Source organism: Actinomycetota bacterium (assembly GCA_041658565.1).
Taxonomy (GTDB): domain Bacteria; phylum Actinomycetota; class AC-67; order AC-67; family AC-67; genus JBAZZY01.
In genome coordinates, this window is sequence record JBAZZY010000007.1 from 1 (window position 1) to 23,370 (window position 23,370).

The following is a 23,370-nucleotide window of genomic DNA, read 5'->3' on the forward strand; positions in this document are numbered from 1 at the left end:
GACGACGATCAAATTCGTAGCGCGGGCGGTGATCCTGGTTACCCGATCCCCAGCGCGATCACGGACGGCTGCGCGCAGCGCGCGCACGATCTCGGCCCCGGTAGCGTCGCGCCAGTGCACACTTCGCGCGACGGTCTGCCCGCCCTCGCGCGCCAGATCGATTGCCCCGTCGCTGCCCCGATCGAAGTCACAGCCCTGGTCCAGCAACCAATCCACGGCGCCTGGTCCCGCCGTGCACAGGTCCACGACCGTCGGCTCGTCGCACAGGCCCGCGCCAGCCGCGAGCGTGTCCTGGACGTGCAGCGCGACCGAGTCTTCCGGGGCGACCGCCGCGGCCAATCCGCCCTGAGCCAGCGGGGACGATCCCGCGCCGGCCTCACCCTTGTCCACGACGACAATCCGCGCGTCCGCAGGGGCGCTCAACGCCGCCGACAAGCCTGCGATCCCGCCGCCGACGATCACCAAGTCGTACATGCAGCCCAGCCTAGCAGCGGGCGCGAACCCACGATCGTGCGTATGTGCCGACCAGATCTCCCCGAGGGCGCTACACGCGCCAGTGGGCGCGCAGCCATGTGCGGCGGCCACAACCCGGACACTTCATCAGCGAGTGGTACTTGCGCGGCAGAGTGATCGACAGCGGCATCATCAGGCGAGGCAGCTCTCGCAGCCGCACCGGCGACTCGCGCTTGCAAGACGAGCACTCCAGCGCGAGCGATCCAAACGGACCCGAGGGAACGCCCGACACGCTGAACAGCGCGCGCTTGCCCAGCGGATCCGGCCGGCGCGCGCTTCTTAAATGCTCGGCCAGTTGGCGGTCGATCATGTCGCGGTCCCAGTCGGATGTGTCTTTGTTGCTCACGCGATCAGACTCCTGGCGATCGTGCGGTACGCGTCGGCCCCAGGGTGTGAAGACGCGTAGCGCAGGATTGACTTGCCGGCGCGCGGCGCTTCCGCGAACCGGATCGACTTTCGGACCGGGTCGAACACCGGCAACGAATAGCGCCGGCCGACATCCTCGAGGATCTCCCGCGAGTGCTGCGTTCGGGGATCAAACATCGTCGGCAAGATCCCTCGGACCCGCAAGTCGCGGTTGGTGAGTCGCTGAACATCGCTGATCGTCTCGAGCAGTTGGCCGACTCCGCGATGCGACAGGGCCTCGCACTGCAAGGGGATGACGACCTCATGCGCAGCGGTCAGCGCGTTGATCGTCAGCACGCCCAGCGACGGTGGGCAGTCCAGCAAGATGAAGTTGTAGTGCATGTCGATTTCGTCCAGCGCCATGCGCAAGGCGTACTCGCGGCCCGTGCGGGTCAGCAGATACGCCTCGGCTCCCGCGAGGTCGATGTTGGACGGAACAACATCACACTCGGTCAACTGGTGAATCGTCTTGCCGACGGGTACTCGCCCGACAAAGACATCGTGGATCGTGTTCTCTAGGGCATCGGGATCCAAGCCGAGCGAGTAGGACAGCGATGCCTGCGGATCGAGGTCCACGAGCAGTACGCGCGCGCCCGTTTCGGCGATGGCCGCACCGAGCGCGACGCAGGAGGTCGTCTTGGCGACGCCGCCCTTTTGATTTGCGATGGCGATCGTGCGCGCCACGCGGCCCCTCCCCTTCGGCGATGAATGCGTAGATCCTCCCGCACGAAGCGGCCTCTCCGCAAGCGGTTCTTTTCCGGCCGTCACCTGGGAGGCGACGATCCGTCCCCTTTCCGGGCGCCGGAAAGGCCGGGAAGCGCCGGGGATCAGGACCCCAGACGCGCCAGGCGCGCGCCCGCAGATTGCAGGGTTTCGAGCTTCTTGCTGAAGCTGAACCTAAGTTTGCTGCGACCCAGCGCCGGGTCGGAAGTAAAGCTCGACCCGGGTACGCACGCTACTCCGACCTCGGTCGTTAGATAGCGCGCCGCGGCAACGTCGTCGTCGAACCCCAGGCCCGAGCAGTCGGTCATGATGTAGTAGGCGCCGTAGGGCTTAAAGGTCTTGAATCCGGCTGCGTCCAAGATGCCGAGCATCAAGTCGCGGCGCTCGCGGTACTCGGCGCGCATCCGCACGTAGTACTCGTCGGGCAACGACAAGGCGACGGCTCCCGCTTCCTGCAGCGGCGCCGCAGCGCCCACCGTCAGGAAGTCGTGGACCTTGCGGATCGCGCCGGTCAGCTCCGGCGAGGCGATCGTCCACCCGACACGCCACCCGGTGACCGCGTACGTCTTGGACAAGGCGTTGACCAAGACGGTGCGATCCTCCATCCCCGGGATCGTAATGAGCGGGACGTGCTCGACGTCTTCATAGGTGATGAACTCGTAGATCTCATCGGTGAACGCGGTCACTCCCCACTTCTGGCACAGCGACGCGATGCACCGCAGTTCCGCGCGCGTGAACACTTTTCCCGTGGGGTTGTTCGGCGTGTTGACGATGATGGCGCGCGTGCGCTCGTTGAACGCCGCAGCGAGTTCTTCTTCGTCGAAGGTCCAGTCGGGTTCGCGCAGCGACACCAGCCGCGGCGTCGCTCCGCACAAGATCGCGTCCGGGCCGTAGTTCTCGTAGTACGGCTCGAACAAGATGACCTCGTCGCCGGGGTCGACGACGGCGAGCGCGGCGGCGATCATCGCTTCCGTCGAACCGCACGTCACGCAGATCTGAGACTCGGGATCGACGTTCATTCCGTAGGTGGACGCGAACTTGGCCGCGATCGCATCGCGGAAGGGCTTCGCGCCCCAAGTAATCGCGTACTGATTGACGTCGGCGTGAATCGCGCGCGCGGCCGCCTCCTTCACCTCGGCCGGTGCGGCGAAATCCGGAAACCCTTGCGCGAGGTTGATGGCCCCGTGATCCAAAGCCAGACGCGTCATCTCGCGGATGACCGACTCGGTCAACCTGCTTGCCGTTCGAGAGAACGCACTACGCATGCACGGGCTCCTCGCCGGGAGTGAACGCGCGCGGGAACAGCGCGCGCAGTTGCGCCAGGACTTCATCGGTCGTCGTGAACTGGATCGCATGAATCCCGACTGCCGCCGCACCGTGCACGTTGTCGGGGATGTCGTCTACGAACGCCGCGCGGTGCGGTTCGATCGCCAGTCGCGCGCACGTCAGCCGGTAGATCTCCGGATCCGGCTTGCGCATCCCCTCGGCGCTGGAATCCACCACCAAGTCGAAAATGTGCGCGTTCACCATCTCGCGCCAGTCGGTCCACTCCTTGACGTTGTTCGTCAGGATGGCCGTCTTGTAGTAGCGGCCGATCGCTGCGGCAGCCGTAAGCATCTGGTCGTTCGCGCGTATCCCGCCGAACAACCGGCGCCGAATCACCGCCGGTTCCTCGGGAAGCTCGATGTCCACACCCGTGTGTTCGCGGAGCTTGTTCATCATCCGGCGGTAGAACTCCCCTTCGGAGATCTGGCCCTTCTCGAGCAAGGCGAAGTCCGGCTCGCCGTCGTCGGGTCGGTGGATGAACGCGGCGAGCAAGCTGCCTTCCGGCAGGGACAGGGCGTCCTCGAACTGCTCGAACGACAGCCGGATCGGGGTGGTCAAGACCCCTCCGAAGTCGAAGATGGCGGCTTCCATTTCGGTCATCATTTGAAGGCCGAGTCTACCCCCGCATTCGTCGCGCAGGATCGCAGGCATCGGGCGGCGAATCCTTCCAGGACGATCCACGCCCGGAATACGGACCGAGGGGCTCCCCTGAAACGATCGATCGGAGTGCTGTTCGTCGCTGCGCTGTGCTTAGGAGCAGCGGCGCGCGCCGACGTGCCCGAGGACTCCGTCCCGCCGGCTTCCTCGTTCGATTCCGGGCCGGCAACGACCACCGAACCGTTGCCCACAGGCCTGGTCACCGGAACTGCGACCGATGACGCTTCCGGGATCGACTCCGTCACGATCACGTTCATCTCGCTCGCACCGGGTCGAGTCCGAACCGCCGAGGCCGATCTGTCGTGCGACGCCGACCATCGGCTGTGCGCCTTCAGCACCCCGGCGCCGAACGTCCCCGGCGCCTACGAGGTGTCGGCCGAAGCCACCGACCGCGCACACAACGTCGAGTCGTCCGGCCCCTCGATGACGGTGCTCGTGCTGTAGGCGTGCCTTCAGTCGGACCGGCAGGCGCCGCCGAGTTCGTAGGTGCCGTATCCGGCGTGATCACTGACCGTCGAAGCGCGGACCGCCGTGTCGCCCTCCTGATGGACCGCGCGATCGAAAGACACAGCACCGACCCCTTCGATTTCCGTGCCTGCAACCGGATTCCCAAGAAGCCTGAGAGGAACGCGAACGGTGATCTCACTTGCCGCGACGTTGACCGCGCCAACCAGAGCCCGACGCGGATGCGCCGTCTCCGCCTCAGCCTCCAATCCCAAGACCGTCAAGAACCCACCATTTCCAATATCCCAAGAGAACGCCCACCCTCCGCCCGAGCGACGAGCGACGACACGCGAATACTCACCCGCGATTTCCCAAGAGACCGCGTATTCGGCGTCAAAAGCCTTGGTGGCTCCGGCGAGATCGCCCAACCTGATCCGGACTTCAAGGTTTGAAGCCGATGAGGACATAGCGAGGCCCGTGATGTCGATCGCGTCTTGCGACGGCAAGACGACCGCGGTCTCGGGCGTCAAAGGTGAAGCATCCCCCGCAGGATCGACGAACACTTCGCACGGCGTCGACGCGCGCGCGCCGATGGGGACCATTCCCGCACAAAGAATCAGGACAACCAGAAGCCTTTTCACGGCGACTCCCCCGCTCGGCCGACTCTCGTGTGTCCAGTAAAGTCCGACGGTCAAAAGGATGTCAACAAGAGCCGGGCGCGCGCGATGCCGGCGAAGGTGCCGGTTTCAAACGCCGCCGAGAATCGACTCCGGAGACTGCGCGAACGGATTGACGACTCGAACGTCGCCGAGTTTCTGTCCGTCCTGAAGATCCTCGGTAAGCAAGTACTCGCACTCCGCAACCTGGGCCGCACCAACGATGAGCGCGTCCCAGAAGGATAGGCGGAACCTCTTCTCGACATCCCAAGCCGCCTGGAGAACCTGCGCGTCCATCGGAACCGGGTGCCAGGCCAGAAGGGCACGCACATCGCGGCGAGCGAAGTCCGCCGACAGCCCGGGGGACAACTTCCGCGTCGCGGTGACGTAGAACTCAGTGAGGACCTGAAAGCTCACCCGGCCGGACCGCGAGCGCCACAGGAGATTCATCCATTCCGAGGCCTTCGGCTGCTTCACGGACTCGGACGAGTCGCGCGCATACACCAGGACGTTGGAGTCAACGAAGATCGACACGATCGTGGATCTCCTCGCGGGATGGATAGGCACCTGCACCCTTCATGGGCCGGGGTCGCCCGGAGAGGTATCTCTCCATGGAGTCTTCGTACTCCCGTTCATCCACCATCCGCTCGCGAAGGAGTTCGCCCACTAAGCGGGACACGCTCGTGTCGCGCCGTGCAGCCTCAAGTCGCACCCACGCGGCCGTCGCCTCATCCATGGTGATCGTCACGTTACGCACGCCACGATTCTAGTGCTCCACGAAGTTCGTGTCGATGGTCTAGATCCCACACGCGGCGTGAATCCTTTCACGCTCCGGGCTTCCGGTCATCCACCGCAGTCCGCATCGGCACGTTCGCGACGAACAGCCGCAGCGCAGAGGGCCTCCGTCAGTGCGGCGTCGGGCGCAGGGCGATGCCGGTGGCGGTGCGCGCGCCGGTTGTGGCGCGCGTCAGCGCGCGCACGACGGGCGGATCTCCGGGAGCCGGCGGAAAGACCGCAAGATCTTCGGTTGTGATTGCGAGAACATCCGAGTCCTGGCTCATCGAAGGCTTGCCGTCGCGCCAGATGCGCGCGCCGCCGACATCCTGGCCCGAAACGCGCGCGCTGCTCGTCGCAATCGCAAGATCGGAACCAAACGAAACCGCGAGCCACTCGCTGGGTTCGTTGCGCACGCCCCAACCCCGCTCGCGGAAACCACTCGCCTCAACGGTTGTCTCCCAACCACCCGCGCGCAACTTCCCCGTCATCGCGCCGGGCTGCTCGAAGCGCCCGGCGGACGCGACCGAGACGAATCCGTCGTCGCTCACATCGCTTCGCCGTCCGGCCCACCCCGCAACGGCGGCGGTCGTCTGGAAGACCAAATCCAAATCGAGTTGCACCGCCGCGCCGCCGCGCTCGCCCACCGCGGATCCCGTCGGCAGCACCAGCGCAAGATCCTTGCACTTGATCTGCCAGCGCTTCATGGGCTCGTCTTGGTACATCTGCAAGCGGCCTACCACGGTTCCGCCGACGCCTGTGAGGCGCGCGCGCGACGCCGACGCCGCAACGTTGCCGCCCGGAAGAAAGACCACGACCGAACCCTGCGCGCGCCCGTCGACGGGGTGGAACTCCGCCTCAATGATGCCGCCGTAGGCGCCCCCGGCATCGGCAAACGCGAACGAGAGCCACTCGCTCCAACCGGACTCGGTGGGGTTTTCGTGGCGTTCGTCATCGCGAGGAACCAGATCCCGCGGGGTGAAAGCATCGGTCATTGCTGGGATCCTCCGGCGCGCGCGCGCAAGGCCTCAACGACATCCTCGCCGCAGGTGTTGGTTCCAATCGGCGCGCCGTGATCGTTGCCGTGGTAATCGCTCGACGCAGTCTTGATGAGTCCGAGTTCGTCCGCGAGGCGACCGAACTGTTCGCGCGCCGCAAGGTTGTGGTCTGGGTGATCCACTTCGATCCCGCCGAGGCCGAGGCCGACCAACTCGCGGATGAGGTCCTCGGACCCGCCGATCTCGCGATCAATCCAGATCGGATGCGCAATCACAGCGACGCCACCGGCGCCAAAGATGAACTCCACCGTTTCCTGCGGCGACAGCACGCGTTTTTCGACGTACGCGCGCCCACCGTCGCCGATCCATTCTTTCGTGAACGCCTCGGGCGTGCGCGAAACCACTCCCGCCTCCACCATCGCCTGCGCGACGTGCGGCCGGCCGATGCTCTCGCCGCGCGCGATCTCGCGCACGCGCGCCATGGTCACATCGACCCCGAACTCCCGCAGTTTCTCCACCATCTTCTCGGCGCGCACGACGCGGTCGTCGCGGATCCAGCGCAGTTCCTCGATCCAGCGCGCGTTCTGCTCGTCGGCGTAGTACGCGAGCATGTGCACCGGCGCGCCCTTGTAACGCGAGGAGACCTCGCACCCGGGGACGACGTCCAGACCGATGCGTTCACCCTCGGCGCGCGCCTCGGCGATCCCGGCGGTCGAGTCGTGATCCGACAACGCGATCCCGTCCAAGCCCGCGGCGCGCGCGCGCCGCGCGACCTCGGCCGGATCGAACGCCCCGTCGCTTACGTTCGAATGCGTGTGCAGGTCGTATCGCTTCATGCGAACGCGTTCTCGCCGGTTAGGTGCCGGCCGATGATGAGTTTCTGGATCTGCGAGGTCCCTTCGTACAGCGTCGTGACGCGCGCGTCGCGCAGGTAGCGCCCAACCGGATACTCGTCGATGTAGCCGTACCCGCCGTGCACTTGAATCGCGAGGTTCGCACACTTCACCGCGGCTTCGCTCGCGTAGAGCTTCGCGATGGATGCCTCGATCGAGTTGCGCACACCCTTGTCCTTCAGCGCCGCCGCGCGCCACACCAGGAACCGCGCCGCCTCGATCTCGACGTACATGTCCGAGAGCATTTCTTGCACCAACTGGAACCCGGCGATCGTCTTGCCGAACTGCGTGCGCTCTTTGGCGTAGGCGAGCGAGGCGTCCAGGCAAGCCTGCGCAAGACCGACGCAACTCGCGCCCATGCCCACGCGCCCGTTGTCCAGCGCCGACATCGCAACCTTCATGCCGTCGCCGATCTTGCCGAGCATCGCGCTGTCCGGAACACGCACACCGTCGAAGACCAACTCCGCCGTGGAGGACGCACGCAATCCGAGCTTTCCGTGGATCTCGATCGCGCTGAAGCCCGGCGCGGAGGTCGGCATGAGGAACGCCGCGATCCCCTTCGAGCCGAGTTCCGGATCCGTCTGCGCCATGACCAAGGCGACACCGGCCACCGTGCCGAGCGTGATGAACATCTTGGTGCCGTCGATCACCCATTCGTCGCCGTCGCGGCGCGCGCGCGTCTTCAGGCTCGCCGGGTCCGATCCCGATCCCGCCTCGGTCAGAGCGAAACAACCGAGCATGTCGCCCGAGGCAAGCTTCGGCAGATACTCGCGCTTTTGCTCCTCGGTCCCCCACTTCAGGATCGACAAGCCCACCAGCGAGCAGTTGACGCTGACGATGCTTCGCACGCTGGAGTCCGCGCGCGCGATCTCCTCGACGATCAATGCGTAGCTGATCGCGTCCACGCCCATCCCGCCGTACTCCTCGGGAATCGGCGCGCCGAGGAACCCCAGCGGCTTCATCTTCTCGACGATCGGCCACGGGAACTGCTCGTTGCGGTCGTACTCGGTCGCGTGCGGCGCGATCTCGCGCTCGGCGAACTCGCGCACCATGCTCCGGATCATCTCTTGCTCAGGTGTCAGGTCAAAGTCCATGGTCGTGCTCCCCTAGCGTTCAGGAAAACCAGGCTACTCGGACGCGAGGTTCACTCGCGAAGCGCGGCCAGGATCGCGTCGTGAACCGCGCCGTTGGAGGAAACGCACGGGCCCGAGGTCGTGCGGTCCTCGCCGTCGAGGTCACTCCAGCGCCCGCCCGCCTCCTCGACGATGATCTTGGGCGCCGCGACATCCCAGGGCGCCAGCGGAGCGAACTCCACCATGGCGTCCATCGAGCCTTGCGCGACCAAGACGTGACCCCAGAAATCGCCGAACCCCCTCTGGCGGCGCGCGCGCGCCGTGAGGTCCAGCAGTTGCTGATCGCGCGCGCGCCCCGCGTACCCCAGGCCCCCGGTGCACAGGTCGGCCTCATCGAACGAGGCCGTCTTGGTGACCCGGATGTGCTCGCCGTCGCGGAAGGCGCCCTTGCCGCGCACCGCCCACCACCGCGTACCCAGGGCCGGCGCATTGACCACGCCGAGCACCACGCGGCCCTTGTCCTCCAGGGCGACCAGGGTGGCGAATACCGGGATTCCGCGGCTGAAGTTCTTTGTGCCGTCGATCGGGTCCAGGATCCAGCGCCGGGCCGCGTTCCCGGACTCCCCTTGCTCCTCGCCCAGGATCCCGTCCGCCGGGAACTCCGCAGCGATCGATCGGCGCAAAGCCGCCTCCACCTCGCGATCGGCCGCCGTCACCGGCGTGCCGTCCGCCTTGGCCTGCGAAGGCACCCCAATGCGGAAGTGCGACAAAGCCGCGCGCCCGGCGGCGTCCATCCACCGCTGGACGGCCGCCAGTTCCCGCTCGTAGGCCATCGCCGCAGGATCCTACCGGGATCGCGCCGCCCGGACCGCCGAACCCCAAGCGAGCGCAGATGGTAGCCTCGCCGCGTGACCAAACAACCTTCCTGCGCCGTCGGCGCCATCGTTTTGGAGAAAGGCCGCCTGCTCCTGGTCCGCCGCGACAAGGAGCCCGGCCGCGGCACCTGGACCCTTCCCGGCGGTCACGTCGAGTGGGGCGAGAGCCTGCGCGAAGCCGTCGCGCGCGAGGTGCACGAGGAAACCGGCATCGACATCGCCGTCGAAAGCGTCGCCGGAATCGCCGAACGCATCATCCCCAACGACGACGGTGCCGTCATCTACCACTTCATCATCGTCAACTACTGGGCCGGCGCCCCCGACCTCCCCGCCGCGCGCGCCGGCAGCGATGCAAGCGACGTTCGCTGGGTCCCGGTCGATGAACTGGCCACCATGAACCTGTCGGCCGGCCTGTACGAATTCCTGCAAGACCGAGGCGCCCTAGAAGGCCGCCGCCCGCGCGCGTAGCGCCACATTCAAACGCCATCCACCCGACCCCGTCGGTTGGCGTTGCTACGCAGGCAACTCCAATGCGCGCGTTGAACCTGGAGACTGCGTGGCGCGCGCCGAACCTCGAGAAGGACTGGCGCGGCAAACTGTTTCCCCCATGCGCCCGTATCATGGCCCACATGAAACGCGGTCGGGCCGACACCTCAACTACTTCGGGAAGTCCGGCGCGTGATGAACGCGATGAGCGCCAGACCATCCAACGCACGGCCTTGCGCGACATGTACGCGGCGCGTGCCATCACTCCCGCCGACGACGGCTTCGGGTGTCCATCCCTGAAACGATGCGCCGGCAGCGTTGCGCTGCCGTTGAACACGGGCAACTGGGCTTTCGTTGGCTGCGACTACGGACTTGCCCGGGTCGGCGGCATGCCCGCGAAGGTTCTCTTCATCGCGATGGACCGCGGGGGTCGCAGGAAGAAGGCTGAGACCTTTACCGACACGCAGAGGTCGTTCAGAAGCTCTATCGAGACCCCCAAGAACCCGCACATGGGCGGCGTCTCGCTAATCGTCAGAGAGTTGGTGGACGAGAAGGACCTGAGCGCGATTTCAGGTCAGTGCGCTTTGACCAACGCGGTTAAGTGCGCCCAACAGACCGGCAGCATGAGTACGGACGCGTCTCGACTGATGGTCCGTGAATGCGTAAGCCATCTTCGAGCCGAGATCGCGGTTCTGGCCCCGGACATCATCGTCACGCAAGGGTCGCATCCAGCGAGCACCGTACTGGGACTATATGAATCTACTTCACGAGTGCTTGACTCATCGGCTTCTGTTAATGGTGTGATGGACTTGTGGACGGTACCGGGAGGTCCGGTGGTTCTTAGAACACCGCACCCGGCTCGCCAGAAGGGGGTTCAGTGGTCAAGGGGCCTTCTTCCCCAAGACTGGCGCGACGCGATTTCCGCCGTTCGCGGTGCGTTCGTCGCCAAGCAAGGCTCTCTGCGCGACGGCTTAGCCTAATCAGCGCTCCCAGAGGACCGAGAACTTCGTTCTCACTTCCCACGGGGCCCATATACGGCACCCTTGCCCTGCGTCACGTGACGCGTTACACTCTGCTCCGTGATCAAGTCGTTCGGCGACAAGCGCACCGCAGACCTCTACGTGACAGGGAAGTCCAAGCGTTTCCCACCCGACATCGCGAGACGTGCCGTAAGGAAGCTGGAATACATCGACCTCGCCGCGCGCCTTGAGGATCTGAAATCCCCGCCGGGCAACAGACTTCACGAGTTGGGGAAGGACCGAAAAGGGCAGCACTCCATCGCCGTCAACGATCAGTGGCGTATCTGTTTCCGCTTCGCCGACGGAGACGCCTATGAAGTCGAAGTCTGCGACTACCACTAGAGACGAGGTGAACCACATGGGCATTCCGAACACGGGCCGGAGGAAGATCCGGCCGACCCACCCCGGGGAGATGCTCCGCGAGGACTTCCTCCCCGACTACGGCCTCACCGTCGCCAGCCTGGCCGAGGCACTCGGCGTCTCGCGCCAGACCATCAACGAGTTGCTCCGGGAACGTCGCGCCGTCAGCCCCGAGATGGCGCTTCGGCTCTCGCGTCTCTTCGGCAACTCGGCGGAGTTCTGGCTCAACGCTCAGCGCGCGTTGGACCTCTGGGACGCCGCCCGGGCGATCGAATCGGAAGTCAAGCGCATCAAACCGCTGCGGGTGGCCTAGTGTTCTTCGATACAACTCGCCGTTGTTTCTGCGCGCAGCCCGCGTCGCAGCAAGGCTGTCCCGTGCAGCGCGAGGCGACCTCGATCCCTCGGCGCTGCGGCAAACGCAATCCTTGCTTTCGCGGCCACGGTAGAGCCAATCACACTTGAAGCGGCGTCCGTGCGAAACCCGACCCTCTTCTGGGCTCTTCTCCGTCATGCGGGAAAGAGCCAGACGGCTCATCGGCCGAATTGGAACCGCGCGCTCCGCGATCGGCGCGAATCGGACACCGGCTCTGGATGCTAAATCCTACTTGGAGTAGGATAACGCCCGTGGCGACCGAGAAGGTGTCCCTGACGCTCGACCGAGAGGTCCTCAAGGAGGCGCGCGCGCGCGTCGGGATCCGTGGTCTGTCGTCGTACGTGGACGCCGCGTTGCGGCTCACGCTCCAGCAGGACCGCTTGCGCGGACTGCTGTCGGAGCTGGACGCCACGCATGGTCCCGTCTCGAATCGCACCCGGAGCGAGGTTCGCCGCGAGTGGCCCGTCGAGGCGCGCGCAAGCAAACGCCGGCCCCTTCGCGGCTGATCCTGGACTCGGGCGCGGTGATCGCGCTCGCACGGGGAGACCAGCGCGCGCGCGGTTTCATCGAGCGCGCGATCGAGACGGGGTGCGAAGTGCTGGTTCCTTCGGTGGCCGTCGCGGAAACGGTTCGCGGGCGAGGACCGCGAGATGCTCCGGTGAATCGCATCCTCGCCGCGATCGACTCTGTCCTTGTCGCCGACGAAGCCGCCGCGCGCACCGCCGGCGACTTGCTGGGTGCTACAGGAACCGATGAGACGATCGATGCTCTGGTTGTCGCGGGCGCGATCCTGGCCGGAGGCGGCAGAATCCTGACAAGCGATCCGGCCAACATCAAGAAACTGGCGCGCGCCACGCCCGAAATCACCGTTCACCGAGTTTGATCGATCGTCGTCCGACGCGCCGCCGCGTCCTGTGTAGGAGAACGTCGGGGGTTGTGTATAACCCCCGACGTTTTGTATCATCGGACTCGTCATGGCAGAGCGCCGTGGGAACCAAGTCCTCCAGGTCGTCCGGCGACTGGGAATCGTGCGCGCCGCAGATCTGGAGGCGCACGGAATCCCCCGGGGCCAGCTCTACCGGCTCGCACGAAAGGGACTAGTCGAGCGGCAAGCTCGAGGAATCTATGTCGCCGCCAAGCACTCCTTCACGGCCGAGCACACGCTCGCCCAAGTTGCCAAGCAAGTCCCGAACGGCGTCTTCTGCCTGCTGACAGCACTGCGCTTTCACGAACTTACGACGCAGGCGCCGGCCGAGGTGTGGATAGCACTGCCCGAGAAGGCACGCAGGCCAAAACTCGATTACCCGCGCCTGCGAGTTGCGCGCTTCTCGGGACCGGCCCTCACCGAAGGCATAGAAGCCCACCGGCTGGACGGCGTCGAGATCCGCGTCTACTCGGCCGCCAAGACGGTCGCCGACTGCTTCAAGTACCGCAACAAGGTTGGCGTTGATGTCGCGGTTGAGGCGCTGCGCGATTTCAGTCGCCACCATCGGGGCGGCGCGACCGACCTGGCCCGATACGCGCGCATCTGCCGCGTCTCGCGCGTGATGCAACCCTACCTGGACGCTCTCGCATGATGGCCGGCAAGAGCAATCTTCCCGCCTCCGTCGCCGCACGATTGCTCAATCGAGCGAAGCAAACCGGTGACGTCTACCAGACCCTGCTGACAAGCTTCTGCTTCGAGCGGTTTCTCTACCGCCTCGGCAAGTCCGAGGTCCGTGACCGCTTCGTGCTCAAAGGCGCCATGCTCCTTCGCCTATGGTCGGATCAGCCCTACCGCGCCACGCGTGATCTTGACCTGTTGCGCAGGGGCGACGGTGCGCCCGACGCCATACGCAACGACATTCAGGCGATCTGCGCAGTGCCCGTGGAACCGGACGCCATCACCTTCGACACCGGCGCGATCCGGATCGAGGCGATCCGCGCGGAAGACGAGTACGCGGGGACAAGAGTGACGCTGCCTGCGCGTTGCGGCACCGCGCGGCTGGGCTTGCAGATCGACATTGGACTGGGTGACTCTGTTTGGCCCGCTGCGGAGCCGTGCGCCTATCCTTCGATACTCGACTTCCCGGCACCGCTCGTACTGGCATATCCGCGCGAGGCGGTCGTGGCGGAGAAGCTCGAAGCTATGGTCGTTCTCGGAGACCGCAACAGCCGAATCAAGGACTTCTTCGATCTGCACCACCTCGCGAGCCGGTTCGAGTTCGACCGAGCAACGCTGGCGGAGTCGATCAGGCGAACTTTCGAAAGACGGCACACGCCGATTCCGGCGGATCCGCCAATCGGACTCACGGACGACTACTGGGAAAACCCGTCGCGCCCCGCCCAGGTGCGCGCGTTCGCGCGCCGCGCAGGACTCACGCTTACGGGCGAACCGGGGGCAGAGTTCGCGAGAACGCTCGGCATCTTCCTCTTGCCGGTGCTAGAAGACCTGCACGGTGCCACCCGGCGCGACGGGACCTGGCCGCCGGGTGGACCGTGGACGCCAACCCCCTTGTAAACGCCGACCGTCCCATATAGGTTGGTTTGCGGTGATTTCTGGGGCCGGGTGCCCTTTATCGCCTTGACTTGGCAGAGCCGGAGATAAGGAGCCCCTTGATGGCGCGGACTCGGCCACCACTTCGTTCACCGCAACGGGGAAGGGTCCGCATCGGCGTCGCAGTCACCGCGCTTGCGCTTGCCGTAGGACCGGCGCGCGCGGCGATCCCGGAGGCCGTCCCCGATCTCCCGGTTCTCGGTCCTCAAACGCCGGTCGGCTCCATCGTCACCGCCCCTGCGGACTCCGCGGCGCCGACGCTCAAGACGATCGACGGGGACATCTCCGACTGGACGGGCGACATCACGCGCCTCGGCGGCACATCCATCTATTCGCGCGGAGAGTTCGTCTACCAAGACTTCCTGATGGACGCGTGGGGAGCCGACGACGGCGCCGACGCGCAGCGCCTCCAAACACTCAAGCCTGCGGCCGAGACCGAGCCGCGCACGTATCGAGTGGACGCGCTGATCCAAGCGGCCGGGGATCAGTTCGGGGCTCCGGCGCCGTTCGGCGCGCAGGTCCACTACGGCGACGCGGTCCCTCCGCCGGAACTTCGAAACCAGGCCGACATCGAGGAGGTTCGCGTCGCAGCCGACCCGGAACGTTTGCTCTTTCTGGCGCGCACGAGCGGAATGACGCAGAGCCCCGCCACGGCCGCGCTGATCCTTCTCGACACAGAGCCGGGCGGCTCCTACGCGGCGCCGGGCCTAGCGTCGACCAAAGCGGAATGGGCTTTCCTGGTTGCCGGGGACAAGGTGTTGAGCGCGGCCTACCGGGGAGCCGCCGCAACCTTCGATTGCGCATTCCCCTGCCTGCCGTCCGGGTTCGAAGTCGCGACAAACCCCGGCCAGGCGGGCGCCGACAACGAGTACGACAACGCGATCGAGGTTTCCATCTCGCGGGCCGCGCTTGCGCAGGACTCCGCGTTGCCGACCTCGATCGGCGTCGGCGTCGCAACCGGGGTCGTGGATTCCACGACCGAGCCGACCGGCCTCGCGCGCGTGGCGACCGGGGATGGGAAGTCGGATCTTCTCAATGTGGCGTTCCGCAACGAGCCCGCGCGCGTCCGAATGGATCAGGAGCAAGCGCTCGCGTTGCACGACGGGACCATCGATCGCTTCATGGCGACGGTTGACCTCGGCAAGCTCGCGGGCGGCTGCACCCAGACCTTCCGTCCCCGACCCGGTTACTACGAACGGATCTATCTTTCTCACTCCGCGGTTAACCGCGAGGCGGAGACCGACGGGTCCTTCCAGGGCGCCTTCCAACCCTACGGGCTGTACGTGCCGATGAGCTATCGGCCCGGCACGCCCAATCCTGCCACCTACTGGCTGCACTTCAACGGTGGACGGGGAAACGATGCGGCCGCCTGGGTTCCCGGGATCATTCGCCAGCTCGGCGAGGATCGCGGCAACATCGTGATCTCCCCGAACGGACGCGGCACCGGGAGCGCCTTCGTGGGCCGGGCCCACGAAGACTTCCTCGAGGTTTGGGACGACGCAATGGCTTGGGTCAACATCGACCCCGATCGCGTGTTCCTGTCGGGCTACTCCATGGGCGGCTTCGGCGCGTACCTGATCGGCCTGCTCTACCCGGACCGGTTCGCGGCGGCGTTCCCGACATCGGGGACCACCGTCGCCGGGCCGCCGGATGTGTTTCGCATTGCCGAGGGCGGCGACGAGGCTCCGCTGGACCTCATCAACATTCTGGAGAACGCGCGAAACCTCCCCTACGTCATGTACCACGGCGGCAACGACGAACTGATTCCGGTTACGAACGCCGTTCTCGCGGGCGCGCGCTTGGCGCAACTCGGCTACCAGTACCGCCTCTACGCGTTCCCCGGATACGAGCACTACTCGTTCGCGATCGTGGACGAGTGGAAGGCGGCCGCGCGCTACCTCGATGGATTCCGACGCGATCCGGATCCGGCGCGCGTGACCTACCGAGTGTGGCCGGCGCTGGAACACGTTGTCGAGACCGAGAGCATGCCGTCGGGCGCGACCATCGATTACAACTTCGACGGTGCTTACTGGATCGACGAGTTGCGCGCGCGCGACGGGGATCCTGCAGATCCGAAAACCTTCGGCAGCATCGACGCGCAGACCCTCGGGCGAGGTGCTCGACAAGTCCTCGGGCTCCCGGAAGCGGGAACCGTTGAACTCGGCCAGTTCACGCCGTTCGTGATGACCGGCATGCGTTGGGCGAGCGCCGGCGCGATCGCCCCTTCAAACGCTTTCTCTGTCACGCTCGCCAACATCGCGGACGGTCGGCTGGACGTGGCTCGGATGGGATTAGGAACTGCCGCGCCGATCACGGCGACCGTGACCACCGACGGACCTACCACGCTCCGACTCGCCGGCACGTGGGCCGACCCGCCAACAGTGACCGGAGCCCCCGGCTCTCTCTACGAAAACGGAGAACTCGCGGTTTCTTTCTCCGCAGCCGGCACGTACGCCCTCGCGATCCAGCCATAGTCGAACGCGTCACGCCTCGCGCGGTCCCCGTCGCCCGAGGGAGTCGGGACGCGCCACACCGATCCGTCGAGGGTGGCACTATGCTGGCCGAACTCACGCGTCCGGCGAAACGAAGCTACGTTCTGTGTTGGTGGACCAGGAGAGCGCGGCCGAGAAAGGTGTGCTGTTGAGCCAATCAGAGCAGGATCGACGGATCGACTACATCGAGTTCCCGGCCCCCGACGTGGCGGCCGCCAAGCAGTTCTTCTCCGCAGTGTTCGGCTGGGAATTCACAGACTACGGTCCGGACTACACGAGTTTCGTCGACGGCAGGCTTGCCGGAGGATTCACAACGGAAGGAGTTGTTGCGGCGGGCGGCCCTCTCGTTGTGCTCTACGCGACCGACCTCGAAACCATCAAGACGAGCGTCGCGACACAAGGAGGCGCGATCACGAAGGAAACCTTCGAGTTCCCCGGCGGCCGGCGCTTCCACTTCCGCGATCCCAACGGCAACGAACTGGCGGTATGGACCGACCGGTGACTCGACGCAACGGGGCGGCATCAGTGCCCGCGCGCCGCGACTCGCCGCCCGGCCGTCAGGCGGTTGTTGTCACGACCGGAGCTCCGCCGCCGACGCGGCGAAGCTCCGGTCGTCGGTGGGTCTTAGCAGCCGGGCGCGCGCGCGACGGGTGTCGTGTAGTTCCCGGTGTTGGCAAGGTCGTGTTGGTACTTCGGCCACTCGGTCGCCTGGCACGCCGAGCCCTTCGTGCGCCACACGAACAGGTTTCCTTCGCGCGTCATCATCGCGACCTCCACCTTGCCGTCGCCGTCGAAGTCGCCGACGCCCGGAGTCGATACAACCCACCCACCGGTGAACTTCGGCCAGCCCTGCGGGCGCGCGCCGCCGATCGAGTACGCCTGCAGGTCGTACATCGCACTCCCCTGCAAGACGTCGGCGAACCCGTCACCGTCGACGTCGGCAATCGCCGGAGTGTTGAAGAACTGCAGATCGTTCATCTGCGCCGGGAACCCGGGCATGAATGTTCCGGTGCGCACATCCCACGCGGAGACGTGATCCTCGGCTCCGAGTTGCTGCTCGGGAACCACGACGTCCAACAGCCGCTTCAGCCCGGTTGTTCCCATCGCTAGCGACATCGGTGAGTTCGGTCCCGCGAGACGCCCCCACACCGCACCGCCCAGCGAGGGAATCGACGGGCCGTCGGTCGCTTGCGGGTTCTTGAACTCCGCTTGCGCGGAACCCGTCGTGATGTAGCCACCACCGGGCTGGTTTCCGTAGTAGGAGGTGCCGTCCGGGTTGAGCACGTACAGCGGTCCGGCGATCGATGCGGTCGCGATCACCGTCTTGCCGTCGATCTGTCCGATGGTGGGCGCGCCGTCCGAGCCCGCCCCCACATCCGGCAACAACTCCGGAGTGAGCAACGCGATCTTCACCGGCCATCCGGGAACGTACGCGTTGTCTCCAAGACCTGAGACGGTCTCCGACCCCGAGTGCGCCGTCCCGTCGTGCCGCAGCGCGTACACGCGCGTGTTCGCCGGGTCCATTACAAAGCCGCCCAGGCTGATCGCCGTCATCGCCGGGTCTCGCAGAGACAAGTTCGGCGTTTCCTTGTACTCCTCGTTTACGTTCGCGAGGACTTCGACGAACCCATCTCCGTCTATGTCTCCGACGCTCACGCCGCCGAACACTTGCCGCCCGTAGAAAGGCTGGGCATCGCCCTTGAAGGAAACGCGGTGTGAAACCGGATCCACCGACTCGACCTTCTCGGGATCACGCAGCAACACCGGCCATCCGGCAACCGGAGTCCCGTCGGCGTGCCACGCATACACGTGTCCGTCCCACGAGCCCACGATCACCTCCGGCCCGGTCGTGGAAGGATCCAGATCCGCAACGGCGGGATGTGCCGTGAAAGCGCGGTCCACCGTGTTGATCGAGTCGCGCGCGTGGTGCTCTCCCCACGCGTCGCAGGTCGCGAGGTCCGCACCGGGCTCCTGGCATCCCGGATCACGCGAGTACGCGGGGTTGGAATGGCGGACCCAAGCGAGCGATCCGTCGGCGCGCCACACGTGGACCGTACCGCTGTGGTCGGCTACTGCGATCTCGGGCGATCCGTCGCCGTCCAAATCGGCGATCGCGGGCGACCCCAAAAGGAACGGCTCATACACTTGCGAGGAGATCTCGCCGCGGGTGAACCCGTTGTCACCGGTACTGGGAAGCGGAACGAGATCGGAACGGACCGGGAAGCCGCCCATCTCATTCCCGTTGGGTTCGAACGCGTGAACAAATCCGTTTCCGTCCGAGAGCACGAGTTCGTTGCCGCCGTCGGAGTTCAGATCGGCGAACGCCGGGGACCCGCCTCCGTCGGCGTTGAGGTTGATCGGAAACCCACCCATGAGTGCGGGATCAGCGTGCGAGAAGAACTGTCGCTGCTCGATCGCATCGGGGATCCGACTTGCCGCGTCGAGCGTTGCGTTGCGTCGGTCGCGCACGATCACTCGCACGCGGAACGCGTCCTTCTCCGGTAGATCACGCGACGTGGGGTCGTTCGCAGGCGTGTAGGCGGGCACAGCGCGGTTGATCGCGCGCCGCACAGCCGCGAGATTCAGGTTGGCGAGCACGCCGGTTTTCGGTGCGCTCCCCGACCCCGAGGCGATCGTGGTCCACTTGTCATGCACCGGCCAGGGCGCGGACTGCACGCCGGGCGCGAACTGCACTTCATAGGTGTAGCCCGCGGTGCTCCGCGGCGCCGAGACCGAGCCGACGATCGGAATGCTTCCGCTGGTCGGCAAGATCTCCCACCAACGCGGAGAGGTCATGTCTGCCTGCGGCGGAATCGCGCCGCGCTGAACCAGTCGAACGGCCCTATCGGCGTTCGCGCGCCCCCATCCCGTGATCTGGTCCCAATCCCGTGTCGTGACGTAGCGCACGGTATCGGGCAGCGAGGTCACGAAGTTGTTCGGCGGGAATGGCGCCGCCGGGTCCGAGAAGTTGATGTCGTCCGCCGACGCGCGGAAGATCTGCTTGGCCTCTTCGGAGGACAGCGGACGACCGGAAGCGTCGGGGGCGATGTCGCCCTTTTGCACCGCGTTACGCGCGGCTGAATACACCAGACCGGCGATGCCGGCCGAGTTCCCCGTTGCCCCCGACGAGCAAGACCCAGAGGCTACGGACATCCAGGTGTAGCCGCCCCAGTTGGTGCATCCGTTGAACGCGAGCCAAGTGCGCGGAACCTGCACCGGATCGATGCCCTGCATGACGCTATTCACGACCATCGTGTGGTTCAGCGCCGCAGGGTAGTTGTGGTGGCCGGCTTCTTCGTCGGCCTCACTCGCAACGATCAGCACTCCGTGGCTGTAGGCGTAGTCCGCGGCCGCCTGCGCGAATCCGGTGTGGTTCAGCGTGCCGAGCGCTTCCTGGATCAAGCTCACGCCGTTGTCGACCGCGTAAACAACACCCTCGGCCCAGTTGTTGATCTGCGCGATGAAGGAGTCGCCGACGCGCAACGGCATGAACATGCAGTTCGGGCACTGAGTATCGGCCTTCTCGATTTCGGCGCTGGAATCCCCGGCTTCGCCGGTCCCGTGCCCGTAGTCGGTGTCGTCGAAGGCATCGTTGTCGTGCTGGAAGAAGTCCCAGCCGGCGATGTCGTCGGCGTAGCCGTTGTCGTCCTGGTCGATCGAGTCCGAGAACGTGTGGATCAAATCGTCCGGAGTCAGATACGAACCGTTGTGCGGTGTCAGGCGCGAGTCGTGCTCATAGTCGGCGATGTTGAAGACGCCGTCGCCGTTGACGTCGTAGTCATGCAAGCCACCGTCGCCGCGCGCGTCGGAACACGTCCCGGCGCACGGAAGCGGAAGCTCGCCCATGTTCAGGTGCATCTTGTTGACGAGCGAAGGCCGGTCCCACAGGATCCCGGAGTCCATCACCGCGATGACGGTGTCGGGACGTCCGGTGGTGACTTCCCACGCAAGGTTCGTGCTCGAGCCCTCGACACCGAAAAGCTCTTGCGGGTTATTCGCAACCGTCGGGTCGTAGCTGGTGTCGCCCGGCTGCGGCGCGTAACTCGTCAGTTCCCAATCACCCTGGCAGTCGAAGTTCTGCGGCAGGTCGGAGTCCGGCGTCCGCGGGCACTCACCGTGATTGATGTGCAACCGCGTGTAGTCGTACGGATCACCGGGAACTACGGGGAACGGGAACGTCGCTCCTGCCGGCAGAAGCGAGGCGGCCGTAGCAATGACCGCGAGCAAGACGAGTACGCGTGTTTTCATCACGCAACGTTCTGCGTACGCCGCGCGGTTCCTTCTGGAGAATCCCCCGCACTTACCGACCTACGATTGCAGAACCCACCAAACCGTGACTCCTTCCCGCTGGTGTAGATTTGGCTGGCCGACCCACCAAAGGGAGACGAGCGTGGCGCGCGGATCGACCGGGAAGAACGATGAACTCCAAGCTATTCCTGGGGTCGGGCCCAGTCTTTCCAAGGATTTGCACGACCTCGGCGTGCGACAGGTTTCCGATCTGACGAAGCGCGACCCGCAGGTCATGTACGAGGATCTGTGTGATCTTCGCAACACGCATCAGGATCGGTGCGTCCTGTACGTCTTTCGGTGCGCGGTCTACTACGCGCGCAACTCCGATCGCGATCCGGAACTGCTCAAGTGGTGGAACTGGACCGACGCGCGCATGCAGGCGCGCGCCTAAGAACCCGAAGGTAGGCCCAGGTACTCCGCTGCGGACTCGACCGAACGCACAACGAGGCGGTCTGCTTTTTCGTAGAGGACTTGATCGGTCTCGTCGCTGGTGGTGTCGGGCGGCGGTTCGTAGCCGGGCGTGTGCGCGTGGGTTTCGATCGATAGATCGTCGCATGAGCGCGCCACAGTCGTGACCGGGTTGCAACGCGACGGCGCGCCGGGGGATGCGCTCAGGATCAACTCATCGGGGGCGTCCGTGCTCAGGAAGTGCGCGCCGGCCGCCTTTGCGACGTCGAACTCGGAGGGACTCACGAGGTCGCGAACCATGAAGCCCTGAGCGACGAGTCGCTGCATTCGACCGTACTTGTCTTCGCCGGCAAGGCGCGCGCCGTCGCGGCCGACGAACGCGGCGACCGCCTGCTCGGGCTCGGCCTGCACGAACATCGCGCGCCCAGCGAGACTCGTCCATCCATCGCTGTACGGCTCGGCGTGGTCGGAGCCGTCGAGCAGATACAGCACGTCGCCGCGCAAGGTGTCGAGCAGCGGCCACCCGTCGGTGGTGATGGAGTCGCGAAGGGTCTTTCCTGCCGTCGTAACGTCGTCGGGCGTGATCACTCGGCCGCCGTCGGCAAGTGCACCACCGAAAGCGTCGAAGAGCACGCGGTCGAGCTTGTCGTACTCCGCGGCCGTGAACGGTCGAGTAAATGGATCGCCGTTCTCGGGCAACTCGGTGTTCTTCGGCGGGCCGGCGTCCTTGGGCTCGATCAGGACCGCAATCGGGTGCGCGGTGGGATGAGCGTCGGACCAGGAACGAAGCAGCGCGAGGCATTCGGAGAGCAACTCACACGTCGTGCGGTCGTCGGCGAACCACGCGTGGTAGACCTCGAAGTCGTCGCGCGCCCAGTTGTAGTGAACGTCCAGTTCCACCTGGCGCACGTCCTGCTCCTCGAACTGGTTGGGAAGCGGCTTGCGCGAGTAATCCCACCCAAGCTGGTCCGCGTCGCGGCCGGGGAACTTCGGATCGCGGTGGTAGCTGTTGTGCGTGCCGCGCGCCTGCACATCGTTCAGCCGCAGCCCTTCCTGTGCCCCACCTTCCGCGCGCGCCGCGACACTCGCGAACGCAACCAGCACCAGCACCAGTGAGAAACCAAGTCTTCTGCTCATACCCAGATCGTATGGCAGCAAGCGCATATAGGACAAGGGGGACATTCCACGCGCCTGGGGATTGCCGGCCGCGCGCCTACAAGTGCGCGCGCAGCCACTTGGCCATGCGTGGCGCGGTCTGGCCGCAATACTCCAGCGGCAGCATGTGTCCGGCGCCGCCGAGGACGAACAACTCGGCCGACGAACCGGCGCGCGCCACGAGATCCTCTTGCCCTGCAAGTGGAACCACCATGTCCCGCTCCCCCGTGATCACGTACAGCGGTTTGCCCATGGCTTCGACCGCGGGCTTGTCGTCGGGCGTGAGGAAGAAGGAAACCAACGAGTCGACGGTGTACCAACGCACGGTGCGCGGGAACCGACGCCAGCGCCGCAAAATCGCAGGGTCTTCGAACATGTCGCCGGGCGAGTACACGGCCGATAGCGGCAGCGGGACCAGCGGCAGTTGGCGCGCGGCGCGGCGGCCGGAGTCGATCAACGAGGCGAGCGCGCGCCGGCGAAGGCGCAACTCGAACGTTCCCACTTGCCGCAGATCGGCGGCGGTGTGGCACGCGACGGCGCCAACCCGCTCATTGCCGAGTCCGGCGTAGAAAGCCACGAATCCGCCAAGGCCCGAGCCTGCCAAACCGACCGGTTGCCCGAATCGCTCGACGGCGAACCCGACTGCCTCGCCGGCGTTGGCGAGCGCGTCGTGGAAGGGCAAGTGCCCGCGCCGTCCGTCGCTCATCCCGTGGCCCTGGAAATCCACCGCGACGACGTTGAGCCCTTCGCTCCGCAACGCCTCCAAGAAATCAACGCCGGGAACCAAGTGCGAAAACATCGCGGAACTCGCGCCCATCCCGTGCAGGAACACCACGGTCGGCGACGGTCGATCCGCCTCAAATACGGACAGCCGCAGCGCGAGATTCTTGCAAGTCACCCAGGCCGGTTTCATA

General features: G+C 65.7%; 27 protein-coding genes. 12 read left to right on the top strand and 15 right to left on the bottom strand.

Going from position 1 to position 23,370, the window contains the following annotated elements; genetic code table 11:
• The 5 genes from WDA27_05660 to WDA27_05680 all read right to left on the bottom strand — a co-directional run.
• Positions 1-474: FAD-dependent oxidoreductase (locus tag WDA27_05660; protein MFA5890419.1), on the bottom strand; the 474-nt coding region annotated here is incomplete at its 3' end.
• A 70-nt stretch (positions 475-544) separates the two neighbouring features.
• Positions 545-859, bottom strand: a complete 315-nt coding sequence (locus tag WDA27_05665; GenBank protein ID MFA5890420.1) for a hypothetical protein — start codon at positions 857-859, stop codon at positions 545-547.
• Complete coding sequence (locus tag WDA27_05670) at positions 856-1,602, bottom strand: AAA family ATPase (GenBank protein MFA5890421.1); 747 nt, start codon at positions 1,600-1,602, stop codon at positions 856-858. Before WDA27_05670 ends, WDA27_05665 begins: the two co-directional genes overlap by 4 nt.
• A gap of 143 nt (positions 1,603-1,745) precedes the next feature.
• The gene (locus WDA27_05675) at positions 1,746-2,906 is read right to left on the bottom strand and encodes an aminotransferase class I/II-fold pyridoxal phosphate-dependent enzyme (GenBank protein MFA5890422.1); all 1,161 of its coding nucleotides are present in this window, start codon (positions 2,904-2,906) and stop codon (positions 1,746-1,748) included.
• Positions 2,899-3,558 carry an HAD family phosphatase gene (locus WDA27_05680; GenBank protein MFA5890423.1) on the bottom strand — a complete coding sequence of 220 codons (660 nt, stop codon included), beginning with the start codon at positions 3,556-3,558 and terminating at the stop codon, positions 2,899-2,901. The genes WDA27_05675 and WDA27_05680 overlap by 8 nt, the downstream gene beginning before the upstream one ends.
• 135 nt (positions 3,559-3,693) lie before the next feature.
• Here WDA27_05680 and WDA27_05685 point away from each other — a divergent pair, with 135 nt between their 5' ends.
• Entirely contained in the window at positions 3,694-4,068 is a 375-nt protein-coding gene (locus WDA27_05685) for a hypothetical protein (GenBank protein MFA5890424.1), read from the top strand.
• A gap of 8 nt (positions 4,069-4,076) precedes the next feature.
• On the opposite strand, the gene WDA27_05690 is transcribed toward WDA27_05685, so the two are convergent.
• The 7 genes from WDA27_05690 to WDA27_05720 form a co-directional block, all read right to left on the bottom strand.
• Entirely contained in the window at positions 4,077-4,709 is a 633-nt protein-coding gene (locus WDA27_05690; protein MFA5890425.1) for a hypothetical protein, read from the bottom strand.
• Positions 4,710-4,814: 105 nt separating this feature from the next.
• The gene (locus WDA27_05695; GenBank protein ID MFA5890426.1) at positions 4,815-5,258 is read right to left on the bottom strand and encodes a PIN domain-containing protein; all 444 of its coding nucleotides are present in this window, start codon (positions 5,256-5,258) and stop codon (positions 4,815-4,817) included.
• Positions 5,242-5,481 (bottom strand): hypothetical protein, encoded by a 240-nt coding sequence (locus tag WDA27_05700; protein MFA5890427.1) that lies wholly within the window; start codon positions 5,479-5,481, stop codon positions 5,242-5,244. The genes WDA27_05695 and WDA27_05700 overlap by 17 nt, the downstream gene beginning before the upstream one ends.
• Positions 5,482-5,629: 148 nt before the next feature.
• Complete coding sequence (locus tag WDA27_05705) at positions 5,630-6,493, bottom strand: hypothetical protein (GenBank protein ID MFA5890428.1); 864 nt, start codon at positions 6,491-6,493, stop codon at positions 5,630-5,632.
• The gene (locus WDA27_05710; protein MFA5890429.1) at positions 6,490-7,332 is read right to left on the bottom strand and encodes a PHP domain-containing protein; all 843 of its coding nucleotides are present in this window, start codon (positions 7,330-7,332) and stop codon (positions 6,490-6,492) included. The genes WDA27_05705 and WDA27_05710 overlap by 4 nt, the downstream gene beginning before the upstream one ends.
• On the bottom strand, positions 7,329-8,483 hold the full coding sequence (locus WDA27_05715; protein ID MFA5890430.1) for an acyl-CoA dehydrogenase family protein: 1,155 nt from the start codon (positions 8,481-8,483) through the stop codon (positions 7,329-7,331). Before WDA27_05715 ends, WDA27_05710 begins: the two co-directional genes overlap by 4 nt.
• A gap of 50 nt (positions 8,484-8,533) precedes the next feature.
• Entirely contained in the window at positions 8,534-9,295 is a 762-nt protein-coding gene (locus WDA27_05720) for an inositol monophosphatase family protein (protein ID MFA5890431.1), read from the bottom strand.
• Between the two features lie 75 nt (positions 9,296-9,370).
• On the opposite strand from WDA27_05720, the gene WDA27_05725 reads away from it, so the two are divergent.
• The 10 genes from WDA27_05725 (at position 9,371) to WDA27_05770 (ending at position 17,105) form a co-directional block, all read left to right on the top strand.
• The gene (locus WDA27_05725; GenBank protein ID MFA5890432.1) at positions 9,371-9,805 is read left to right on the top strand and encodes an NUDIX hydrolase; all 435 of its coding nucleotides are present in this window, start codon (positions 9,371-9,373) and stop codon (positions 9,803-9,805) included.
• Between the two features lie 161 nt (positions 9,806-9,966).
• Positions 9,967-10,803 (top strand): uracil-DNA glycosylase family protein, encoded by an 837-nt coding sequence (locus WDA27_05730; protein ID MFA5890433.1) that lies wholly within the window; start codon positions 9,967-9,969, stop codon positions 10,801-10,803.
• A gap of 99 nt (positions 10,804-10,902) precedes the next feature.
• Complete coding sequence (locus tag WDA27_05735) at positions 10,903-11,184, top strand: type II toxin-antitoxin system RelE/ParE family toxin (GenBank protein ID MFA5890434.1); 282 nt, start codon at positions 10,903-10,905, stop codon at positions 11,182-11,184.
• 16 nt (positions 11,185-11,200) lie between these two features.
• Positions 11,201-11,515 carry a HigA family addiction module antitoxin gene (locus tag WDA27_05740; protein MFA5890435.1) on the top strand — a complete coding sequence of 105 codons (315 nt, stop codon included), beginning with the start codon at positions 11,201-11,203 and terminating at the stop codon, positions 11,513-11,515.
• Between the two features lie 311 nt (positions 11,516-11,826).
• Positions 11,827-12,081: a CopG family transcriptional regulator gene (locus WDA27_05745; protein ID MFA5890436.1), complete on the top strand. Its 255-nt coding sequence runs from the start codon at positions 11,827-11,829 to the stop codon at positions 12,079-12,081.
• Positions 12,033-12,458 (top strand): PIN domain-containing protein, encoded by a 426-nt coding sequence (locus WDA27_05750; GenBank protein ID MFA5890437.1) that lies wholly within the window; start codon positions 12,033-12,035, stop codon positions 12,456-12,458. The genes WDA27_05745 and WDA27_05750 overlap by 49 nt, the downstream gene beginning before the upstream one ends.
• A gap of 91 nt (positions 12,459-12,549) precedes the next feature.
• On the top strand, positions 12,550-13,152 hold the full coding sequence (locus WDA27_05755) for a type IV toxin-antitoxin system AbiEi family antitoxin domain-containing protein (GenBank protein MFA5890438.1): 603 nt from the start codon (positions 12,550-12,552) through the stop codon (positions 13,150-13,152).
• A complete protein-coding gene (locus WDA27_05760) occupies positions 13,149-14,075 on the top strand; it encodes a nucleotidyl transferase AbiEii/AbiGii toxin family protein (GenBank protein ID MFA5890439.1) in 927 nt (308 codons plus the stop codon). The genes WDA27_05755 and WDA27_05760 overlap by 4 nt, the downstream gene beginning before the upstream one ends.
• 98 nt (positions 14,076-14,173) lie before the next feature.
• Positions 14,174-16,585, top strand: coding sequence for a prolyl oligopeptidase family serine peptidase (locus WDA27_05765; GenBank protein MFA5890440.1), 2,412 nt, complete (start codon positions 14,174-14,176; stop codon positions 16,583-16,585).
• 130 nt (positions 16,586-16,715) lie between these two features.
• Positions 16,716-17,105, top strand: coding sequence for a VOC family protein (locus tag WDA27_05770; protein ID MFA5890441.1), 390 nt, complete (start codon positions 16,716-16,718; stop codon positions 17,103-17,105).
• 122 nt (positions 17,106-17,227) lie between these two features.
• Here the strand turns inward: WDA27_05770 and WDA27_05775 are convergent, their stop codons facing one another.
• Positions 17,228-20,851, bottom strand: a complete 3,624-nt coding sequence (locus WDA27_05775) for a S8 family serine peptidase (GenBank protein ID MFA5890442.1) — start codon at positions 20,849-20,851, stop codon at positions 17,228-17,230.
• A gap of 142 nt (positions 20,852-20,993) precedes the next feature.
• On the opposite strand from WDA27_05775, the gene WDA27_05780 reads away from it, so the two are divergent.
• The gene (locus tag WDA27_05780) at positions 20,994-21,284 is read left to right on the top strand and encodes a helix-hairpin-helix domain-containing protein (protein ID MFA5890443.1); all 291 of its coding nucleotides are present in this window, start codon (positions 20,994-20,996) and stop codon (positions 21,282-21,284) included.
• On the opposite strand, the gene WDA27_05785 is transcribed toward WDA27_05780, so the two are convergent.
• Together WDA27_05785 and WDA27_05790 are read right to left on the bottom strand one after the other, a co-directional pair.
• On the bottom strand, positions 21,281-22,438 hold the full coding sequence (locus tag WDA27_05785; GenBank protein ID MFA5890444.1) for a Ca2+-dependent phosphoinositide-specific phospholipase C: 1,158 nt from the start codon (positions 22,436-22,438) through the stop codon (positions 21,281-21,283). The genes WDA27_05780 and WDA27_05785 overlap by 4 nt on opposite strands.
• A gap of 76 nt (positions 22,439-22,514) precedes the next feature.
• Positions 22,515-23,369 (bottom strand): alpha/beta fold hydrolase, encoded by an 855-nt coding sequence (locus WDA27_05790; protein ID MFA5890445.1) that lies wholly within the window; start codon positions 23,367-23,369, stop codon positions 22,515-22,517.
• Between the last annotated feature and the right edge of the window lies 1 nt (position 23,370).